This window comes from Bdellovibrio sp. (genome assembly GCF_047637665.1).
In the GTDB taxonomy this organism is placed as follows: domain Bacteria; phylum Bdellovibrionota; class Bdellovibrionia; order Bdellovibrionales; family Bdellovibrionaceae; genus Bdellovibrio.
This window is the reverse complement of sequence record NZ_JBLJBT010000030.1, coordinates 36,294-53,198: the sequence shown is the minus strand read 5'-3', so window position 1 is coordinate 53,198 and position 16,905 is coordinate 36,294. Positions and strand designations below refer to the sequence as shown.

The 16,905-nt window shown below is 47.1% G+C and carries 19 protein-coding genes; 5 read left to right on the top strand and 14 right to left on the bottom strand.

Annotated features, from left to right (window positions below):
• Window positions 1-2: 2 nt before the first annotated feature.
• From ACM64D_RS10470 to ACM64D_RS10445, 6 genes are all read right to left on the bottom strand, one after another.
• Window positions 3-911: a hypothetical protein gene (locus ACM64D_RS10470; protein WP_415063162.1), complete on the bottom strand. Its 909-nt coding sequence runs from the start codon at window positions 909-911 to the stop codon at window positions 3-5.
• Between the two features lie 29 nt (window positions 912-940).
• Window positions 941-1,372, bottom strand: coding sequence for a DoxX family protein (locus ACM64D_RS10465; protein ID WP_415063161.1), 432 nt, complete (start codon window positions 1,370-1,372; stop codon window positions 941-943).
• 25 nt (window positions 1,373-1,397) lie between these two features.
• On the bottom strand, window positions 1,398-1,826 hold the full coding sequence (locus ACM64D_RS10460) for a BLUF domain-containing protein (RefSeq protein ID WP_415063160.1): 429 nt from the start codon (window positions 1,824-1,826) through the stop codon (window positions 1,398-1,400).
• A 9-nt stretch (window positions 1,827-1,835) separates the two neighbouring features.
• On the bottom strand, window positions 1,836-2,258 hold the full coding sequence (locus tag ACM64D_RS10455) for a MaoC family dehydratase (RefSeq protein WP_415063159.1): 423 nt from the start codon (window positions 2,256-2,258) through the stop codon (window positions 1,836-1,838).
• A gap of 10 nt (window positions 2,259-2,268) precedes the next feature.
• Window positions 2,269-3,585: a PhoH family protein gene (locus tag ACM64D_RS10450; RefSeq protein ID WP_415063158.1), complete on the bottom strand. Its 1,317-nt coding sequence runs from the start codon at window positions 3,583-3,585 to the stop codon at window positions 2,269-2,271.
• 124 nt (window positions 3,586-3,709) lie between these two features.
• Window positions 3,710-4,219 (bottom strand): PilZ domain-containing protein, encoded by a 510-nt coding sequence (locus ACM64D_RS10445; RefSeq protein WP_415063157.1) that lies wholly within the window; start codon window positions 4,217-4,219, stop codon window positions 3,710-3,712.
• Window positions 4,220-4,311: 92 nt separating this feature from the next.
• Between ACM64D_RS10445 and ACM64D_RS10440 the strand changes: the two genes are divergently transcribed.
• From ACM64D_RS10440 to ACM64D_RS10420, 5 genes are all read left to right on the top strand, one after another.
• Window positions 4,312-5,190 (top strand): energy transducer TonB family protein, encoded by an 879-nt coding sequence (locus ACM64D_RS10440; RefSeq protein ID WP_415063156.1) that lies wholly within the window; start codon window positions 4,312-4,314, stop codon window positions 5,188-5,190.
• A gap of 14 nt (window positions 5,191-5,204) precedes the next feature.
• A complete protein-coding gene (locus tag ACM64D_RS10435; RefSeq protein WP_415063155.1) occupies window positions 5,205-6,041 on the top strand; it encodes an alkaline phosphatase family protein in 837 nt (278 codons plus the stop codon).
• 71 nt (window positions 6,042-6,112) lie between these two features.
• Window positions 6,113-6,685, top strand: coding sequence for an outer membrane beta-barrel protein (locus tag ACM64D_RS10430; RefSeq protein ID WP_415063154.1), 573 nt, complete (start codon window positions 6,113-6,115; stop codon window positions 6,683-6,685).
• 50 nt (window positions 6,686-6,735) lie between these two features.
• Window positions 6,736-7,737, top strand: a complete 1,002-nt coding sequence (locus tag ACM64D_RS10425) for an aminopeptidase (RefSeq protein ID WP_415063153.1) — start codon at window positions 6,736-6,738, stop codon at window positions 7,735-7,737.
• A gap of 49 nt (window positions 7,738-7,786) precedes the next feature.
• Window positions 7,787-8,515 (top strand): hypothetical protein, encoded by a 729-nt coding sequence (locus tag ACM64D_RS10420; RefSeq protein ID WP_415063152.1) that lies wholly within the window; start codon window positions 7,787-7,789, stop codon window positions 8,513-8,515.
• Window positions 8,516-8,517: 2 nt separating this feature from the next.
• Here ACM64D_RS10420 and ACM64D_RS10415 read toward each other — a convergent pair whose 3' ends face one another.
• From ACM64D_RS10415 to ACM64D_RS10380, 8 genes are all read right to left on the bottom strand, one after another.
• The gene (locus ACM64D_RS10415; RefSeq protein ID WP_415063151.1) at window positions 8,518-9,000 is read right to left on the bottom strand and encodes a hypothetical protein; all 483 of its coding nucleotides are present in this window, start codon (window positions 8,998-9,000) and stop codon (window positions 8,518-8,520) included.
• Window positions 9,001-9,023: 23 nt separating this feature from the next.
• Window positions 9,024-9,503: a hypothetical protein gene (locus ACM64D_RS10410; protein ID WP_415063150.1), complete on the bottom strand. Its 480-nt coding sequence runs from the start codon at window positions 9,501-9,503 to the stop codon at window positions 9,024-9,026.
• 3 nt (window positions 9,504-9,506) lie between these two features.
• Window positions 9,507-10,127, bottom strand: a complete 621-nt coding sequence (locus tag ACM64D_RS10405) for an RNA polymerase sigma factor (protein ID WP_415063149.1) — start codon at window positions 10,125-10,127, stop codon at window positions 9,507-9,509.
• A 326-nt stretch (window positions 10,128-10,453) separates the two neighbouring features.
• Entirely contained in the window at window positions 10,454-11,389 is a 936-nt protein-coding gene (locus tag ACM64D_RS10400) for a diguanylate cyclase (RefSeq protein WP_415063148.1), read from the bottom strand.
• A gap of 37 nt (window positions 11,390-11,426) precedes the next feature.
• A complete protein-coding gene (locus ACM64D_RS10395; protein ID WP_415063147.1) occupies window positions 11,427-12,644 on the bottom strand; it encodes a glucose-6-phosphate isomerase in 1,218 nt (405 codons plus the stop codon).
• A gap of 23 nt (window positions 12,645-12,667) precedes the next feature.
• Complete coding sequence (locus ACM64D_RS10390) at window positions 12,668-13,807, bottom strand: hypothetical protein (RefSeq protein WP_415063146.1); 1,140 nt, start codon at window positions 13,805-13,807, stop codon at window positions 12,668-12,670.
• A gap of 2 nt (window positions 13,808-13,809) precedes the next feature.
• Window positions 13,810-15,117 carry a hypothetical protein gene (locus ACM64D_RS10385; protein ID WP_415063145.1) on the bottom strand — a complete coding sequence of 436 codons (1,308 nt, stop codon included), beginning with the start codon at window positions 15,115-15,117 and terminating at the stop codon, window positions 13,810-13,812.
• A gap of 132 nt (window positions 15,118-15,249) precedes the next feature.
• Window positions 15,250-16,782, bottom strand: coding sequence for a methyl-accepting chemotaxis protein (locus ACM64D_RS10380; RefSeq protein WP_415063144.1), 1,533 nt, complete (start codon window positions 16,780-16,782; stop codon window positions 15,250-15,252).
• Between the last annotated feature and the right edge of the window lie 123 nt (window positions 16,783-16,905).

Below are 16,905 nucleotides of genomic sequence, written 5' to 3'. Positions count from 1 at the left end.
TGCTATCTGCAAGAGTCGCGTAGATAGTCACTCATCCCGCCATCCTTCATGATCGCCATATGCGTTGTGCGCACTTCGCGAAACTGCCATTGCTCTGTATCTGGCACTCGGGTGCGCAGCCATTTCATGTGCTTCACCGTGGAAGCTCCGGGACCGACGACATAAGAACCCAAAAATCGCGAAGAAGGATTTTCTTTTTTCATCGCCGCAGGCCACTGCGCCACCCCTTCACGATCCGCATACAAGGAATCAAACAAGGCGACACTTCGTAACTTCTGAAGAAGAGCCCCTTTCTGATCAGACTCATACCACCGGGCCAAACGGTCCATCACGGCATCGCCGCCCGAATGACTGGATAACGACAGCGAGTCCCAAGACTGCACACCTACCGTTTCTTTGACGGCATTCATCAGAAGATCCAGATCCTGAGGCTTTTTGAAAAAGCTTTTAAAGGTATCGTCACGTCCCTGACTTTCGGGCATCACTAAAAGAGTGTTCGCCCCAGAGTCAGTCAAAAACTTTCCATAGTCCCCATCTCCGTTGACCACATTGAAGTGACACTCGGGCGTTCCTCGCTCGCACCCGGTATTGTGACCGTGAAAATGCAAAGCAACAGGCAAAGAGTTCTTCTTTTCAAACTGCGAGGGGATGAAAATATTAACGGCTTCAGGATACGCCGCCAATTTGCCGCGACAGCGCACCCCTCGTTCATAGCTGGGGGCCGGGCGATCACAGGAGAACCCCTTTGCACTAAGTTTCGCTGCCAACTCGGTGGCATCACCACTTATTTTGAGTTCTAACTTTGTAAGCCCCGGCCGGGACTTCAGACGGCAACTCAAATCGGAACTCTGCCCCCAGGACGGAAGCAGAAGAGAAAATATTAAAAGCCAAAAACTCGATTTTGAACTCATGAGCTCAACCTCTTAAGTTTTATTATAGGCTATTTCTTCTTTGTGATCAGATGATCCACCGACCAGCGACCCGCTCCATGAAGAACAAAGAACAAGGACGAAAACAGAAATAAAAGGGCCATTTCTTTTTTCGCAAATGGATCTGCGGCATGTGCCCCAAAAGCGGCGACCATCATGGTGATAACAACAAAAGCGGCTGCGGGGCGCGTGAGCAAGCCGATCGCTAACAATATGCCTCCGGCGAACTCGGCCAGTCCTGCACTCCAAGCAAAAAGTTCGGGCATTGGAAAGCCCAAAGCCGCCACGCCCGAAATCAACATTTCTGACGGAGGAAGTTTTCCTAAGCCATGCGAAAAGGCCATGGTCAAACCGATAAACACACGTAAAACCGTCAAAGCCATGTCGTCGTATTTGGTATTATAATTTCTCGATGATAGAAGACGTGACATTAGATTCTTCATGGGAATCTCCTTTTAACAATGTTGTTTATTTTAATTCCGGAGCGGAGGCGCGAAACTTCTTCAGCATCAGCATGATTAAATCACGGCGATCTGTTTCCGCCCCCAAACAAGCATCAAAAAGATCAATAAGATCTTGGGTGGAGTTTGAAGAAATATCTCCATCCATAAATGCCATCGACCAACCCTCAAAAAGACGTTGATCCCCTGTGGTCTCAATAAGAACCCGAAGGGCACTATTACGCTCATCAAGGCGAATTTTATTGAGAAGAGCCTTCACGTTCTTCTCTTCCCCTTCGAGCAACTGCAGAAAAAAACCATCTCGGTAAATTAAAAGACCGGTGATGTTATCGAGCGCATTTTTTCGACGGGACACCTCAAGTATATCGCGGATATCAGTGTAACTGATATCCATAGCTGCATCGCTAATATAGACGAGGTGGAAAATGGCGCTCATAAAGCCTTCTTAGGCCGGTGCATTCATCATAATGACGGCTTCGCCCTTCACTACGATATCACCCTTGGCATTTACGGCCATCGTCTCAACAGTCGCAATCCCCTTCTCTTTTCGAAGACCGGTGATTTTGATTGTTACAGTGACGACGTCATCAATAAAAACAGGATTCACAAACTTCAAATTTTGTCCCAAATAAATACCGCCCACACCCAGGCCATCGACAAGAGCTCTGGAAATCAAAGCCCCCACAATCATTCCATGGGCGATACGGCGCCCAAAGCGACTCTTCGCTGCATAGGCATCATCCAAATGAATCGGATTGCGGTCTCCGGAAAGATCCGCAAACTGATGAACCATTTTATCTGTGACCTGCGTGGTGAATGACGCCGTAAAACCGACGTCAATTCCTGTTGCTGCTACTGCATCCGTCATAACTTAACTCCTAAAGAATATTCGCTGCCAACTCGGCCAGCTCAGATCTTTCACCTTTTGTGAGAGTCACATGGGCTGCAATCGGATGCCCTTTAAATCTCTCGACAGCATATGTGAGACCACTGTTTGCTGAGTCCACATAAGGGTTATCAATCTGATAAACGTCGCCCGTCAGAACCACCTTGGTTCCACGACCGGCCCGCGTAACGATCGTCTTGATTTCATGCGGAGTCAAGTTTTGTGCTTCATCAACAATGAGGTACTGCTTTGGAATGCTGCGGCCACGAATGTAAGTCAATGGCTCGATGTTGAGCATCCCTTGATTGATTAATTCCTGAGCACGACCCGCTGCTTTTTTGTCCGCACCCATCAAAAACTCGACGTTATCGAAAATCGGCTGCATCCATGGATTCAATTTTTGTTCAATGTCACCTGGCAAATAACCAATATCACGCCCCATTGGGAAGATCGGACGAGACACCAACAATCTTTGGAATTGCCCCTGATCAAGAGTTTTATGAAGACCTGCGGCAATAGCCATCAAAGTCTTCCCTGTTCCCGCTTTACCCACCAAGGAAATAAACATGATCTCATCATTCAACAAACAGTCCAAGGCAAAGGCCTGTTCCACGTTGCGCGCGTGAATTCCCCAGATAGAGTCCGCCGCTTGCACCAAAGGCACAATCGCTTTTTCTGCAAAACTGTAGCGACCGATCGCAGAGTGGTTCGAATTCGCCGTGTCTTTCATGATCACGTACTGATTCGCATACAACTTCAAATCCGTGATAAAACGTTTTTCTTTGTAGAAACTGTCGATCTGTTCTGGAGTCACCATGATCTCTTGATAACCCTCGTAAAGGTCATCGCGGTTGATATCATTGGTCTCGTAGTCTTTGGCGACCACGCCGTACACGTCCGCTTTAATACGAAGATTGATATCTTTGGTGATCAATTCCACTTTATAGCGGGGATGTTGTTTTTGCAGAGCCAACGCTGTATTCAAAATACGATTGTCCGCTTTTTGGTGGTCCAATTCAGAAGGCATTCCCGCCAACATCAAATCCGTATTGATGTAAACCATGCTTTCGGAATTATCGATTTGCACGCCACTTGCCAAAGAACCCTTGGCACGAAGCACGTCGATAAAACGACTGAACTGACGGGCATTACGTCCATTCTCGCCCTGATCTCTTTTAAACTTGTCTACTTCCTCGATAACAGAGATAGGAATATGAACATCAGCTTCGCCGAAACGCAGGATCGCCTGAGCATCGAAAAGAATGACGTTCGTATCTACAACAATTTTTCTGCGCTTAGATTTGCTCAAGGACAGCCCTCCGTAGTTTAGTTCCCTGCATACTGCAGTTTGGCTGCAGTATATATCTGCAGCCTAAATTGCAACAAATTGCAGGACTAAAGTCTACGGAAAAGGACCGCGATAAAAAATGAAATTACGAGATGTGAGAAACGAGTACGTCACCCGTGTCTGTTTTTAAGCTTGCACTGACATTTTCGATAAACTTCACAAAATGATGGAGCGCGACATCATTCATTGTGCCTTTGACGAAGTTAGCACCGTGACGAACCACGCCTTCATCTTCAATGGCGCGACTGTTGGTCACACGAATAGTGAACGGAAAGTACGTTGAATGATTGAGGTACACACGCATCGCCACCTCTTCACCGGCAGCAAAACCACCCTCAAGAAGTTCTAAGTCAAACGCCATCCCGTTGTCAGAAATATCATAGAGTGCGGCTTTCAAAAGCCCCTTCTCTGGCAGAACCACAAAGGCCCCAACAAACTCAGTTAAGATTGTTCTTTTAACGTCCCGACGATCCCGGCTCAGGATTTCTTGACGAGCCTCAGTAATATCGTGGATTTCCGCCCCAACCTCTACTTTGGTGTTTTCTAAAGAATTCTGAGCTTTTAGGCGTGGCGTGATATCGAGAACTTTCCCCATTTTTCCCCCTGTTGACTCATTTCTTATCGGTAAAAAACGTTTCAACTTTAGCCGTCTTGCCCTTAGGTCTAGTTTCGTCTTAGAATGAGACAATGCCAGTGATTCGCGCGGTCCTTTTTAGCTCTTTTTTCCACATTCTCCTTATTGGGGCTGTGCTTTGGCTTGCTCCACGCATTGCCGTGACTCCTCCAGAAACGATCGAAGTGGCGCTTTTTCCCGAGGGGCAAATCCTGGAAGCTCTCACTCCTAAAACAGAGAAAAAACAAGTTGTGCGCCAAACGCTGGCTCCGGAAAAGCTCAAAGCTCCAGACGATGAAAATTTGGCGCGCTTTCTTTCTGAACAAAAACAACGCGTGCGTGAAGAAACTCAAGCGGCTCAATCCGGCATGACGGAAAACCGCAGCAATCAAAGGACGGCACAAAACAAAAAGAACGCCCCCTCTGAAAAAACCACTACCTCCCGAGGGGAAGACCAGGACAAAGACGGCTATCACACGGTGGATATTTCCAAAGAGCTGCAAGAGATGAATCGTTTCAATGACGGCATGTCGACGATTGGCGAATCCATGCCTCGTGACGTCAAAGTGGGATCCTTCACGGCGCTGAATACGGATCGTTATCTGTTCTACACATTTTATGCACGCATGGAAGAGCTGATTCGCTTCCGCTGGGAAACCCGCGTGCAACAAGCCATCAATAATTTTGATCACAACACGCTGACCTCCGTCGGAAACCGCAACTGGGTAACGCATGTCGAGTTCCTTTTGGATAAAAACGGCTTTCTGCGCTCAGCACTGGTAATGAAAGAATCCGGCATTAAGTCTTTTGATGCCGCAGCCATTAATGCTTTTAAAGATGCGCGCGTCTTCCCCAATCCTCCTCAGGAAATGGTTCAAGACGACGGATTCATTCATATTAAATTTTCATTCACGGTGAACTACAATCCACCGGTTTTAGTCAATCGCAACTAGGCTAAGGAGCCTCTATGTTTAAACTGTTCTTTTTATGTGCGTTCCTTCTTGGCAACCTCGCTCACGCCGCAGACTCATCAACGGGACAGCGCTTTAAGAAAGTCTTAATTATTGTTCTGGAAAATACCGATTACGACGAGGCCCTGAAACAACCCTTCCTCAAGAAGGCGGCCTCTCAAGGAGCGCTCCTTGAAAAGATGAATGGCCTGACTCACCCCTCTCAAGGAAATTACCTGGCCATGATTGGGGGGGATTCCTTTCAAGTCAAAAACGACGACCCTGTTAATCTTCGTCAGCAAAACTTGATCGATCTTTTGGAAAAAAGAGGTCTTTCTTGGAAAGGCTACATGGAAAATTATCCGGGGAACTGCTTTACCGGCGCCACCAAGGGACGCTATGTGCGCAAACACAATCCCTTCATCAGCTTCGATAATATCTCCTCAGACCCAAATCGCTGTGCGAACATTCAAGACCTCAAAGCTTTTGCCCAAGATGCTGCCGCCGGCACCCTTCCTAATTTCTCTCTTCTGTCCCCGGATCTTGATAACGATGGACACGATACCGGAAGCCGCTTCGCTTCGGCTTGGTTAGAAAAAGTCCTCGCAGACAAACTTCAAGATCCTACGTTCATGAAAGACTTGCTTGTGGTCATTACCTTTGATGAATCCCGCGCCCGCAATAACAACCACATCTACACCGTCCTCCTCGGAGATTCGGTAAAACCAGGTGCCAGCAACCGCCAAACATTGACTCACGCAAGCATCCTCAAGACGATCGAAGTCGAGTTCAACCTTGGCAGTCTGGGACGACTGGATGCCACCTCCCCCGCGATCGAAGGCATCTGGAGATAGGTCTAACTGCTTTAGTCTAGAGAATGCCAGAATCCATGTCCCTTGCCACTGAGCCTTGCTAGAATGGGAACATGAAGAAAATTCTCGCGTTTATTATTTTGTCCGTTTTAGTGTCCACCACGGTCCCAGCTCATGCTCTTTACACCGAACTGGGACTCTCCTACGGAAGAAAAACCACCACATTTGACGAGAACAACTCTTTTGACTCTGAGTCGATCACGGGATCACTGTCTTTGTACTTCTTAGAGCGTTTGGCTCTGGAACTGAGTTACACCGACGCCCGCGGTTTGCGAGAAGAGAAAGCCAGCGCCTCAGACGCGCAACGAACCACGACTCAAAAATCACAGATCATGGGTGCTGACTTGATTTTAGTTTTTGCCGACAAGAAAGCTCTTTTCCAACCTTATATCAAAGGCGGCGGAGCTCAGATCAGCCGGTACCAAGAGGTCAAAATCCAGGGCCAAGACACCTTCACCATTGAGCCTGAAAAAGCCACCGTGCCCAGCTATGGAGCGGGTCTCAAGATTCAACTCACGGAAACTTTTGGTGTGAAACTTTCATACGATGTTTGGAAAACCCCTATTGGAGGCGGCCTGCAAACTGACGACACGGCCGTCCGCGCGGGAATCACTTGGGTTCTTTGATAAAGTTCTTCTGGATTCTTTCGTCACTGCTCCTGCTAAGTGGCTGTCAAATGGGTTACCTGATGAAATCGGGCGTGGGGCAGATGAAACTGCTGCACAGCCGCGTCCCCGTTGAAACGGCTCTGCAAGATCCTCAGTTAGATGAAAGCAAAAAAAATAAACTTCGTCTGTCCCAAGAAGCTCGTGAGTTCGCGGAAAAAAATCTGCATCTTAAAGTCACAAAAAACTACACTTCCTATGTCGAGTTGGGACGTCCTTACGTCACCTACGTGATCAGCGCAGCCCCTCGCTGGGAACTGAAACACTATCAATGGTCTTATCCTTTCATGGGGAAAATGCCTTACAAAGGGTATTTCAATGAAACCGACGCCTTGGAAGAAGAAAAAGAACTCCAAAAGGAAGATCTCGACACTTACCTCCGTGGCGTCTCAGCCTATAGCACCCTGGGCTGGTTTAATGATCCGGTCCTCAGCTCTATGCTTCGCTATGACGACTATGATCTGGTCAATACGATCATTCACGAAACCGTTCACGCCACCTTGTATATCAAACAAGCTGCTGACTTCAATGAGCGCCTCGCCACCTTTCTGGGAAACAAAGGGGCTGAGCAGTTCTACTTGAAAAAAGAAGGTCCTGACTCACCCACGTTAAAACACATCCAGCAAGAGAACGAGGACCATAAACTTTTCTCTTTATTTATCTCTACCGAATTAAACAATCTGGAAAAATGGTACAATGAGCTCCCGGCAACGGCGCGCTCTGAGGAAAAACGCACGGAACGCATTCGACAGATCCAGGAACATTTCATCAAAAACCTGCAGCCACAACTAAAGACGAAGGCCTTTGATAAATTTCCCGAGTTGAAACTCAACAATGCTCGCCTGCTTGTCTACAAGACCTATATGCAAGATCTGGGAGACTTTGAAAAGCTCTATGAGCTTATGGGGCGGGACTATTCGCGTTTCATTGAGAAATGCAAATCCCTGGAGGGCGCCAAAGATCCCGCTCAAAGTTTGAAGGACCTCATCGCGACCTGGAGACCGGTCCTGTAGACTTCCGCAGGCAAACTGCGTATCTTCTTAGATGTCCCGGAGGATCATCATGTTGAAGCAAATCTTCTTTCTGTTTTTCGCTGTATTTCTAGTTAGCTGTACCACAACATCAGATAAGACTCATAAATTGGATTCCGTCGACGATATCGGGGTTGTTTCCGTTTTTGACGACACTCTTTCGATAAAATATCTGACTCCTAAAGCGACAACCACAAAAGAGCACGCCGCGGACGTGACCACGTGGTCTATCAACAACACGATCACAACGGAGCTGCTCAGCTCCTTTAAAGGAATGAACAAGAGAGCCTTTGCTCTTGAAGTGGATCCCGCTCTTGTTCAACAAGGAAAAAATGAGGCGCGAGCCCTCAAAGATCTCTATTTAGGAAATAGATACCAAGGTTTGGAACAATACTTCTTATCTCAAGCGGAAAAGCAGGGCGCCCAATATCTTTTTGTGATTCACCCCATGGGGGATGAAAACTTCGCGGCCTATCGAGCTGGCTACGGGATGCTTTGCCAAACTGAGGTCGCCAAGGGTGATCTCGAAGCTTATTTTCTGATGAGAGCCGTTTTGTGGAATGTGAAAACAAGAGAAGTTGAAACCCGCACGACATTGACCCCTGCGGATCTCGCTTTTCGTACCGGGCGCACTTGCCGTGAGGCTTTACGTCTGAGTCCGGATAAGCTGGCATCGCTTTATAAAGATCAAGTTTTGGACTTAGCGAAAAAGTCGGCCGATCTTTCCATCGTCCGCACCGGCCTTTCCAAAACTCGCTAAAATTATTTTTCTTCGATTAACTTGGGCTGGGGAAGTGGCTTGCTTCCCTTACCGTTGGCCTCTGGATTTGCCAACATTGTTTTAATTCGATTGGTGAGATCTTGTTTAATCACCAAATACTGAGCCATTCTCTCAGCCCCCAGAAGAGGCTTCAAACGATCGAACTCCTCTTCCGCCATACGACTGTAGTTCTGCAAAATTATGCGATAACGGTTCAGCTCTTCTTCCTTGAGTTTTGCTGACGAGGACTTGCTCATCTTCTCGACGGAAGATTGCAGACTTTGATTCAGCTCAGTCTTTTTTGTATTCAAACCTTTAACGATCTCGGTAAACTTTTTCTCTTCTATCGGATTGAGTTTCAATTCATCACTCATTTTCCAAATAAGAAGCTCTTCCAATTGATTGCGTTTTTCCGCCGCGTGAACCGCAGGGTTGATGGGTCCACACAAGACCCCAGTAAAAATGAAAATAACTATCCAGCGCACTTTTATCACCCGATGATGGGTGACTAGCGAGCGCTTTCACCCATGATTTTATTGAATTTAGATACAGATAAATTTTCGAATGATTCGCGAGCTACGTCCATAAAAAAGTCAGATTCGCTCTGCGTGCTGATTAAAGTCTGGGACAAATCCTCTGGGGACAATAAAGCTTCAGCAACAATACGCTCGTGGCCATCACTAAAAAGCCCTACTCGCTGCATCGACTGGTTTACTTTTGACACCTGAGGCATCAATAGAAATGCCAGGACAAAAAGAGATGTTACACCGCCTGCCGGATAAAGCCATCCTCTCCAGTGAGCACGAAGAAGATTTCTTGGCGTCACCAACATCGGGGGCGGAGCGATTTCCGTCTTATCGACTTCAGCCATGATCTTATCATGAAGACGATCAAAAAAATCATCATTCATCGGCAGTTCCAGATCGTCGGCAGCCTTCAGGCCCTTACGTACTTTGTCCATGCGATCCATTGGGTCTTTGCGATCCATTGATTATCCCTCTGCTTCCGCAAATCTTTGGTTAACTTCCATAAAGAAACCACCAATTTCCTCAGTCCAATTTTTGAGCTCAGATTGTTGCTCAAAAGTTTGACGAAGTTTCATGAGCGCGTGGCGGTAGTTTGCCTTCGCGGTGTCGTAAGGACACTCCATGATATCAGCGATCTCATTGAAACTAAGGTCTTCATAAACACGAAGAACCAACGCCGTTTTTTGTTTTAGAGGTAATTTATCCACTTCCTTGTGCAGGATATCCGCCACCGCAGTATGGACCAGGGTTGTTTCAGCTTCAGCATCCACCGCCAACTGAACATCGTCGATATCTACAGTGTCTCTTTTCCACTCGCGGATTTTATTCCGAGCCGTATTGACGGCAATCTGGAACAACCAGCTCTTGAAAGAGGCGCGCCCCTCAAAGGAGCTCAGCTTCTCGTAAGCTTTGATGAACGCTTCTTGCGTTACATCCTCCGCCGTGTCCATATCCTTTACAAACCTCAAACTCAACCGCAGCACACTTCTTTGATGTCGTTTCACGAGTTCGGAAAAAGAGCGTCTGTCGCCAGACTTCACTTTTTCTACCAGTTCAAGATCCGTTACATTTAGATCTCTCTCCATACTATGACTCGTTTCTGTCTAAATTCGGTTAACGTTCTGAATTTTTTTCCCAGAAAGGCCATTTCGCCCCCCCTCAGCCCTCGGTAAATTCGCCCCCAAACCCGCAGTGCCTACACTCTTTCACTAGTGCAACGATGATGCCGAAATGACAGGAGTCAAAGTGACCCTAAATATATGAAATAATTTATGAATTACGCATTTTGTTATGACACGTATTAGCAATTCTTATGGAAAGGACCGAAGGCTCTATATATAGAGTCGCTTCGAGAATGCCATTTGCGGGGAGTGCTAGATAGCCCTCCCACGGAATTCCGAGTCAAAAGAGACTACTGAGCAATGGTGATGCGGTTGCGGCCACCTTGTTTGGATTGATAAAGGGCCTTATCGGCGCGATCGTAGATTTGCGTCCACTCTGTTTCCGTCGCAAGCTTCGTGGCGACTCCCACAGAAATGGTCACCGGGATTTTCTTACCTTCCCACACAAACTCATGGCCTTCGATGGTTTGACGAATACGTTCACCCACCTCGCCGGCCGTTTTGGAAGGAGATCCCGAAAGAAGCAAAACAAATTCTTCCCCACCATAGCGGGCAAAGAAGTCATTGGAACGAATCAATTTTGTGATCACGATGCGACAAAGCTCCTTCAAAACATAGTCACCACCGGGATGCCCGTAGTTATCGTTGATCTTCTTAAAATGATCGATATCAAAGGTCACCAAACTCAATGGTTCACTCAACACTTCCGCGCGTTTCATCGCTTCCGGGCCTTTTTCAAGCAAAGCCCCTTTGGAGTGAGCTCCGGTCAAAGCATCCTTTTGCGCACGTTCATACATCGCCGCGTTTGTCATCGCCTCAATGCTTCCCTTTTCAAGGAACTTAAAGATGACGTTGCCGGTTTTAATCTGATCGTTATTTTTCAATAAACAAGATGCCAAAGGAGGAATGACTTGCCCATTCACGATGGTCTTATTGGTGGAACCCAAGTCAATCACGGACACTTCGCTGGCGTTCACCGCAAACTTGGCATGAGAACGACTTAAACTCTTATCATCAATGTAAACCTGACTCTCGACCGAACGGCCGATCACAATATCACTGGCCGTAATTGGGTATTGCTTCCCCACATAACCTGGAGGGCCAATCAAGACCACAATCGCCGGAGGCACCTCATCGGCCTCCTTCAGGCGGCCTTTAAAAGTGTCGCTGGCGACAATACTGGTTTTTTCTAAGTTGTCATTGGAGTTGTCATCGCTATGAACCATAGAGAAAAGTATAAAACTCCTCTCCGTAGAATGACAATCATGCTTTCTTCAATTTCTCTTTCGCTAGTCTCTTGCCTAGCTCGACGCCAGGCTGATCAAAAGCATCAATTTGCATGTACTCACCCAGCCCCGCAACTACCAACTGCCAGAACATAAAGAGGTATCCCAAAGTTTCTTCATCTAGGACCTTCGTCTTAAACGTCATGGTAGAAACACCGTTTGCCGTCAACGCCTCTTGGGTCGCTAACGCTTCCGCGCGCAACAATTCGCCCATCGTGCGCCCCTCAAGATCCAGAGTTTCTTTAAACTGAGTCTTGTGCAATCGCTGAGAACCCGCCTCTGATTCTTCCACGCGAAGGAACATCACAAACTTGTCATGGGCTCCCTCCATCACCTGTTGCAAAATAGAATGCTGATCTGAAGCGCCGACCGCCCACATGGGCGTGCTCGCTCGTGGTGCTGGGCCGCCGGTGCGTCCCTTGGCTTTCGCCAAAGATTCCGCCCAAAGCTGCTGAAACCAGCCACCGAAATTTTTTAAACGAGAATTGTAGAACCAAAGAAGAGTGATCCACTCCTCTCTCTCAAAACTTTGCGCCGTCTGAGCCATGGCTTGGGCCACCAACGAAGTGTCGGCCAAAGCCCGCATGGCTCCAACACGGATCTTTTCAAGGTCCAATCCCAAAAACGCCGCAGGAACCATTCCCACCGGAGAAAGGACAGAAAAACGCCCCCCAACATCAAAAGGAATTTCGCAGGTGGGAATAGAATTCTTCTTCGCCCAACCGGTCAAAGTGTTGTCTTTAGGTTCTGAAATCACCAAACTTTGTGCCGCCAATGTCAGCTTTTCTTCTTTATAAATCTGATCTAAAAACTCGAGCGCACAGAGAGACTCAATGGTGGTTCCGCTTTTAGAGATAAAGACCCAACCCACTTCACGTAAATCACCCAGCTCTTCAATCAAGGTCTCAAACTCAAGGGCATCCACATTATCCACGAAAAATAGATTCTTGGCGCGAAACACTTCACCAATTACGCGCGTGCCGAGGGAACTACCTCCGAGTCCCACCACAACCAAACGCGTGAAGCGTTGATTAAACTCTTGTCCCAATTTATGCGATTGCTGCCAAAGAGGAATACGCTCAACCAACTGCGGAAAACCAATGTCTTTTCTTTGTAAAAAAAGTTTCAGCGATTCCTGGCACTTCTGCAAAATCGAAGGGTCTAACTTGTGAGCGGCTTGAGAGATTTCTAACATACGTCCTCATCCTAAATAGAGTATTAGGAGATCGCGACGTCTTCCTCGATTCGGTGATAACCCTTCCACTCTTTCAGACGTCCCCGGGGGCGTCCTCCATCTTCAGGGTATTCAATTAATACGTACGTCAACTTCGTGATCTTTCCCAAAGATACAATATCCAAAGAAGTGATCTCAGTCCATGTTCCCGTATTAAAATATTCTTTGTCCTCGGACCACTGCCGATACTGATAGACATGCGTGTGTCCAAAAATAACCGTATGGACACGCTCGTCGTTTAAAATTTTACGCGCTGATTCACTCAAATCCGGGAAAATTGCACTCTCAGCGATGACCTGAACAATTCGACGAATCGGCCAATGGCGACGGGGATCCTTCACAAAAGCACTTTTGATAAAATACCCCAAGGCCATGAAAAAGGCCTGCATCATGATCTTCGTTTCATTCACGATAGACCAGCGCACCATTTTCCCGAACGGACGAATCTTATCCACATGGGGGTAATGCTGTTTGATCTTCAGAACGACTTCTAAAAAAAAGTGCGAGCCAAAAGGAAGATTCAAGATGGGCTCGACCAGGTCTTTTTTTAGAAAGAACTTCTTAGGGTCCATACGATTGGCAGCCTCGTGCATATGCCCATGCTCGATATGTACACCATCAAAAAAATAAACGATGTTTTTAAAGCGAATCGGGGTGCCAATGACTTGGTTCAAATAAGCCCGACACGCAGGCCATAACATACCCTGATCATGATTCCCCACCACGTAGGTGATGGTGTTTCCAGACTTTGCTGCAAACTCGGCCATTGCCTGAAAGACATTCGCATGACCTTTGACAATTTCTTTTAAAATCTCGAGCGTCACCGACTCGGTGATCACCGAAAGAAAGTGGCCTTTGTAGTCGCACTGAAGAAAATTTAGAAAGTCGCCATTGATAATGAGTTCCACATCGTAATCGCGATAGATTCCCGTGGAATAGTAATGGATGAACTCCACCAACTTTTCCCCATAGTAGAACTCTTCCAGGGAGTTGATCCCGCCTTTTTCCAAAAGACGACCCTTCCCCAAATGAAGATCGCTGACGATGACTTTGATTTTTTTGATGGGAGCGGGCTTCGCTGATACAGCGTTTTCGGTGCTCTCAACAGGGGAAGCGGATTCCATAACTACTCAGCTTTCTTCAACGGAACGAGGTTCTCCTCTTTAGCCTCTAGATTAGTTAAAGCCAAGCGCAAAGCACGCTCGGTGCGTTTAACCTGATCCTGATTCGCCTCGATAGTCTTGTTAAGCTCAAGACACTTCTTACGGTAATTATCGAGTTCCTGAGATAGCTGATCAATCTTTCTTTTCTGTTCTAAAATATACTCATCTTTGGACCGAACGAGGGCGGATTTTTCCGCACGCAAGAGCTCTAGACGATTCTCTAGCTCTCTTTCGCGCACACGGATCTTTTTGAAGTCCGATTTTAGTCGAGTTTCCAGCTCCTCCACCTTGATGCGAGCCTTGGCCACTTCGTTTTCTTTGTATTGCAGATTGCCCTTCAGAATCAAAAGTTCACTGTGCGCGGACTCTTGAATCTCGGTCTTTTCTTTTTCCAACTCGGTGATACGCACCGTGAGGTCATCCGTTCGAGAGCGAATGATTTCGCCGGCCGAAGCCAGTTCTTCGTTCTCGGCACGCAAGCCTTCAACTTCTTTTTCAAGTTCTAAAATGCGCTGCTGAGCCAACTTCAGATTTTCTGCCTGCGCTAAACTTGCGTCCACCGAAGTCATCACATTCGCTGAACCGCCACGGTTACCACGGAAGTTGCCAATACTAACTTTAACATCAACATCCGGGGCCTTACGAGCTCCCAACCGAGCATTGGCAAAACCATCCACCGCCACCGTCTTGTCAGCATCAGTCCCGGCTACGACGGAAGAAGTGGCATTGAGATCTTGTTGAATCGAAACAGTTTTGTCTTCTCCACCACCGCCAAAACCGCCTCCACCCATTACAGGGCGAGTCGATTCATCCTCTGAAGAACCTTCATAAGATCCTTGAGGCACGGGAGGAGCAAACAGATCATCAGGAGATTGATACCCACCATCAGAAGAAGGTCCCTCATAACGATCTTCATCCGCAGAAGGTCCCGTCATGAAGCGTTCAGAAGGAGGCAAATCGCCCAACCCCTCTGGCATCTCAAAAACGGCAGGTTCCATATTTTCAGAGTCCCCGTCCGAAGCTTCCACGCCCCCGGTAAATTCTGAAGAAACCAGATCTTTCTCGATACCGTTTTCCAGTTTTTCCCACATATTGTTGATATTGGTTTTCTCAACACGATGGGATTGATCATCGTAGGTTGGCATACCAGAAAAATCATCCCCCGCCTCTTCTTTGTGATAAGAAGATTCGGCCTGAATATCCTTGAGATCATCCATCAGGGACTCAATAAGATTGTCAGCGGCTGAAGATTTCTTTTTCTTTTTGCTCATATCTATAGGGAAATATCGGAATTTTTACTCGCCCCCTTTAAAGATAAAACAAAGCCCCATCAATATCAGGATCAAGGTCGGGGAAATCTCATTTTAAGACAAGAAGGGCCCATGCCCTTCTTGTCGGGAAAGCTACGCCGCCTTTTGGGCTCCATTTAAAACAATCCCCACATCATCAACAAGTTGATCGAGATTCGAGGACTGTCCAGACAGTTCAACGGAGGCCGCCGCAGTTTCTTCTGAAGACGCCGCATTATTTTGAGTTACTTTGTCTAACTCATGAAGAGCGCGCGTGATCTGCTGGATTCCCTCGGATTGCTCCACACTGGCTGTGGCAATTTCGTTGTTCAAAACCGAAACTTTTTCCGCTTCACTTACGATCAAGTGAAGGGTCTCACCACTCTTTAAAGCATAGTCATAGCTTTGACTAATCTGCGTGGCACTTGTTGCGATCAGTTCCGAAATTTCTTTTGCCGACACTGCCGACTTCTGCGCCAAACCGCGGACCGCTTCGGCCACCACGGCAAACCCCTTCCCTTGCTCTCCCGCCCGAGCCGCTTCGACCGAGGCATTCAGGGCCAAAAGATTGGTTTGAAAAGCAATATCGTCTATCACCGTGGTGATCTCTTCCACCTTCTTCGCAGACGCCGCCACCTCTTTCATTGAGGTGATCAAAGTATTAATTTGATTCTCTCCTTTTTTAGCCGCCTCGATCGCAATAATTGAGATCTCTTTGGCACTCCCTGCGTTCTCAGTATTGAGTTTAACCATGCTGGTCAACTCTTCCAACGAAGCGGAAGTTTCTTCCAAGGCCGCGGCCGCTTGAGTGGTGGCCGAACTCAAATTTTGTGACGAGCTGGAAATTTCATGGCTGGTCGAAGTGAGATGAGCACTGGAGTTTTTAATAGACTCCACCGCCGATCGAAGTTGCGTCAAAGGCTTCTTTAGAATCAGCCAGGCAAGAAAGACACTGACAGCGAGTCCTCCCAGGGCAAACATAATGATATTCGCCACAGAGGCTTTACTGGCGGCATGGGTTTTTTCCATACTTGAGGTGATACCGAAAATACCATGCAATTTGCCATCTGCCCAATTTTCCATCTTATAACCGAGAACATCTTTGCCATTTCCAAAAGGACTCTGATCAGGATGGCCATGACATAACAAACAACCCTGCTGTTCAGAAAGGCGAACGGGGCGATAAACGGCGACAGATTGATCGCTATCGACAACGATCTCTTTGAGATCTGGGTTCTTATCAAAGCGCGCATAGATCTCCATCTCACCAGTGGTCGCTTGATTTTCTTTGCGACGTGGTTCAGGAGAAAACACTCGAAATTCATAACCACTGCGCTGAGCCTGATCATGCCCTACTTTGATAGACGCAAAAATCGGAACTCTTTTTAGCACGTTCAATTTAACTTCTTTAGGAAGATCACCCTCAGGATACTTCGTCACGATCGAGCGTATGTACTCGTCAAGTCCCCCTTGAGAAGCGACATAGTCGCGAGTTCCTTCCAGTTGATCTAAAATGGCCTGACTTTTTTGAACTAAATCTTCCTTTCCTTGTTCTTCAATTTCCTTCCACGCGATCTGTGTTGCAGTGATCGATGCCAACGTTGCTGCCAATGCGACAATACCTATGATTTTTGTAATGAGCTTCATCTCTACCTCAATTTTTTAATAACGTAAGGTTAAGGCAGCCCAGCCGGGTGGGATGATGACGAGAATCATGGTGTGAATTATTATTTGGAGTGAAAATTTCAGACTGAGACAAAAACTAAAATG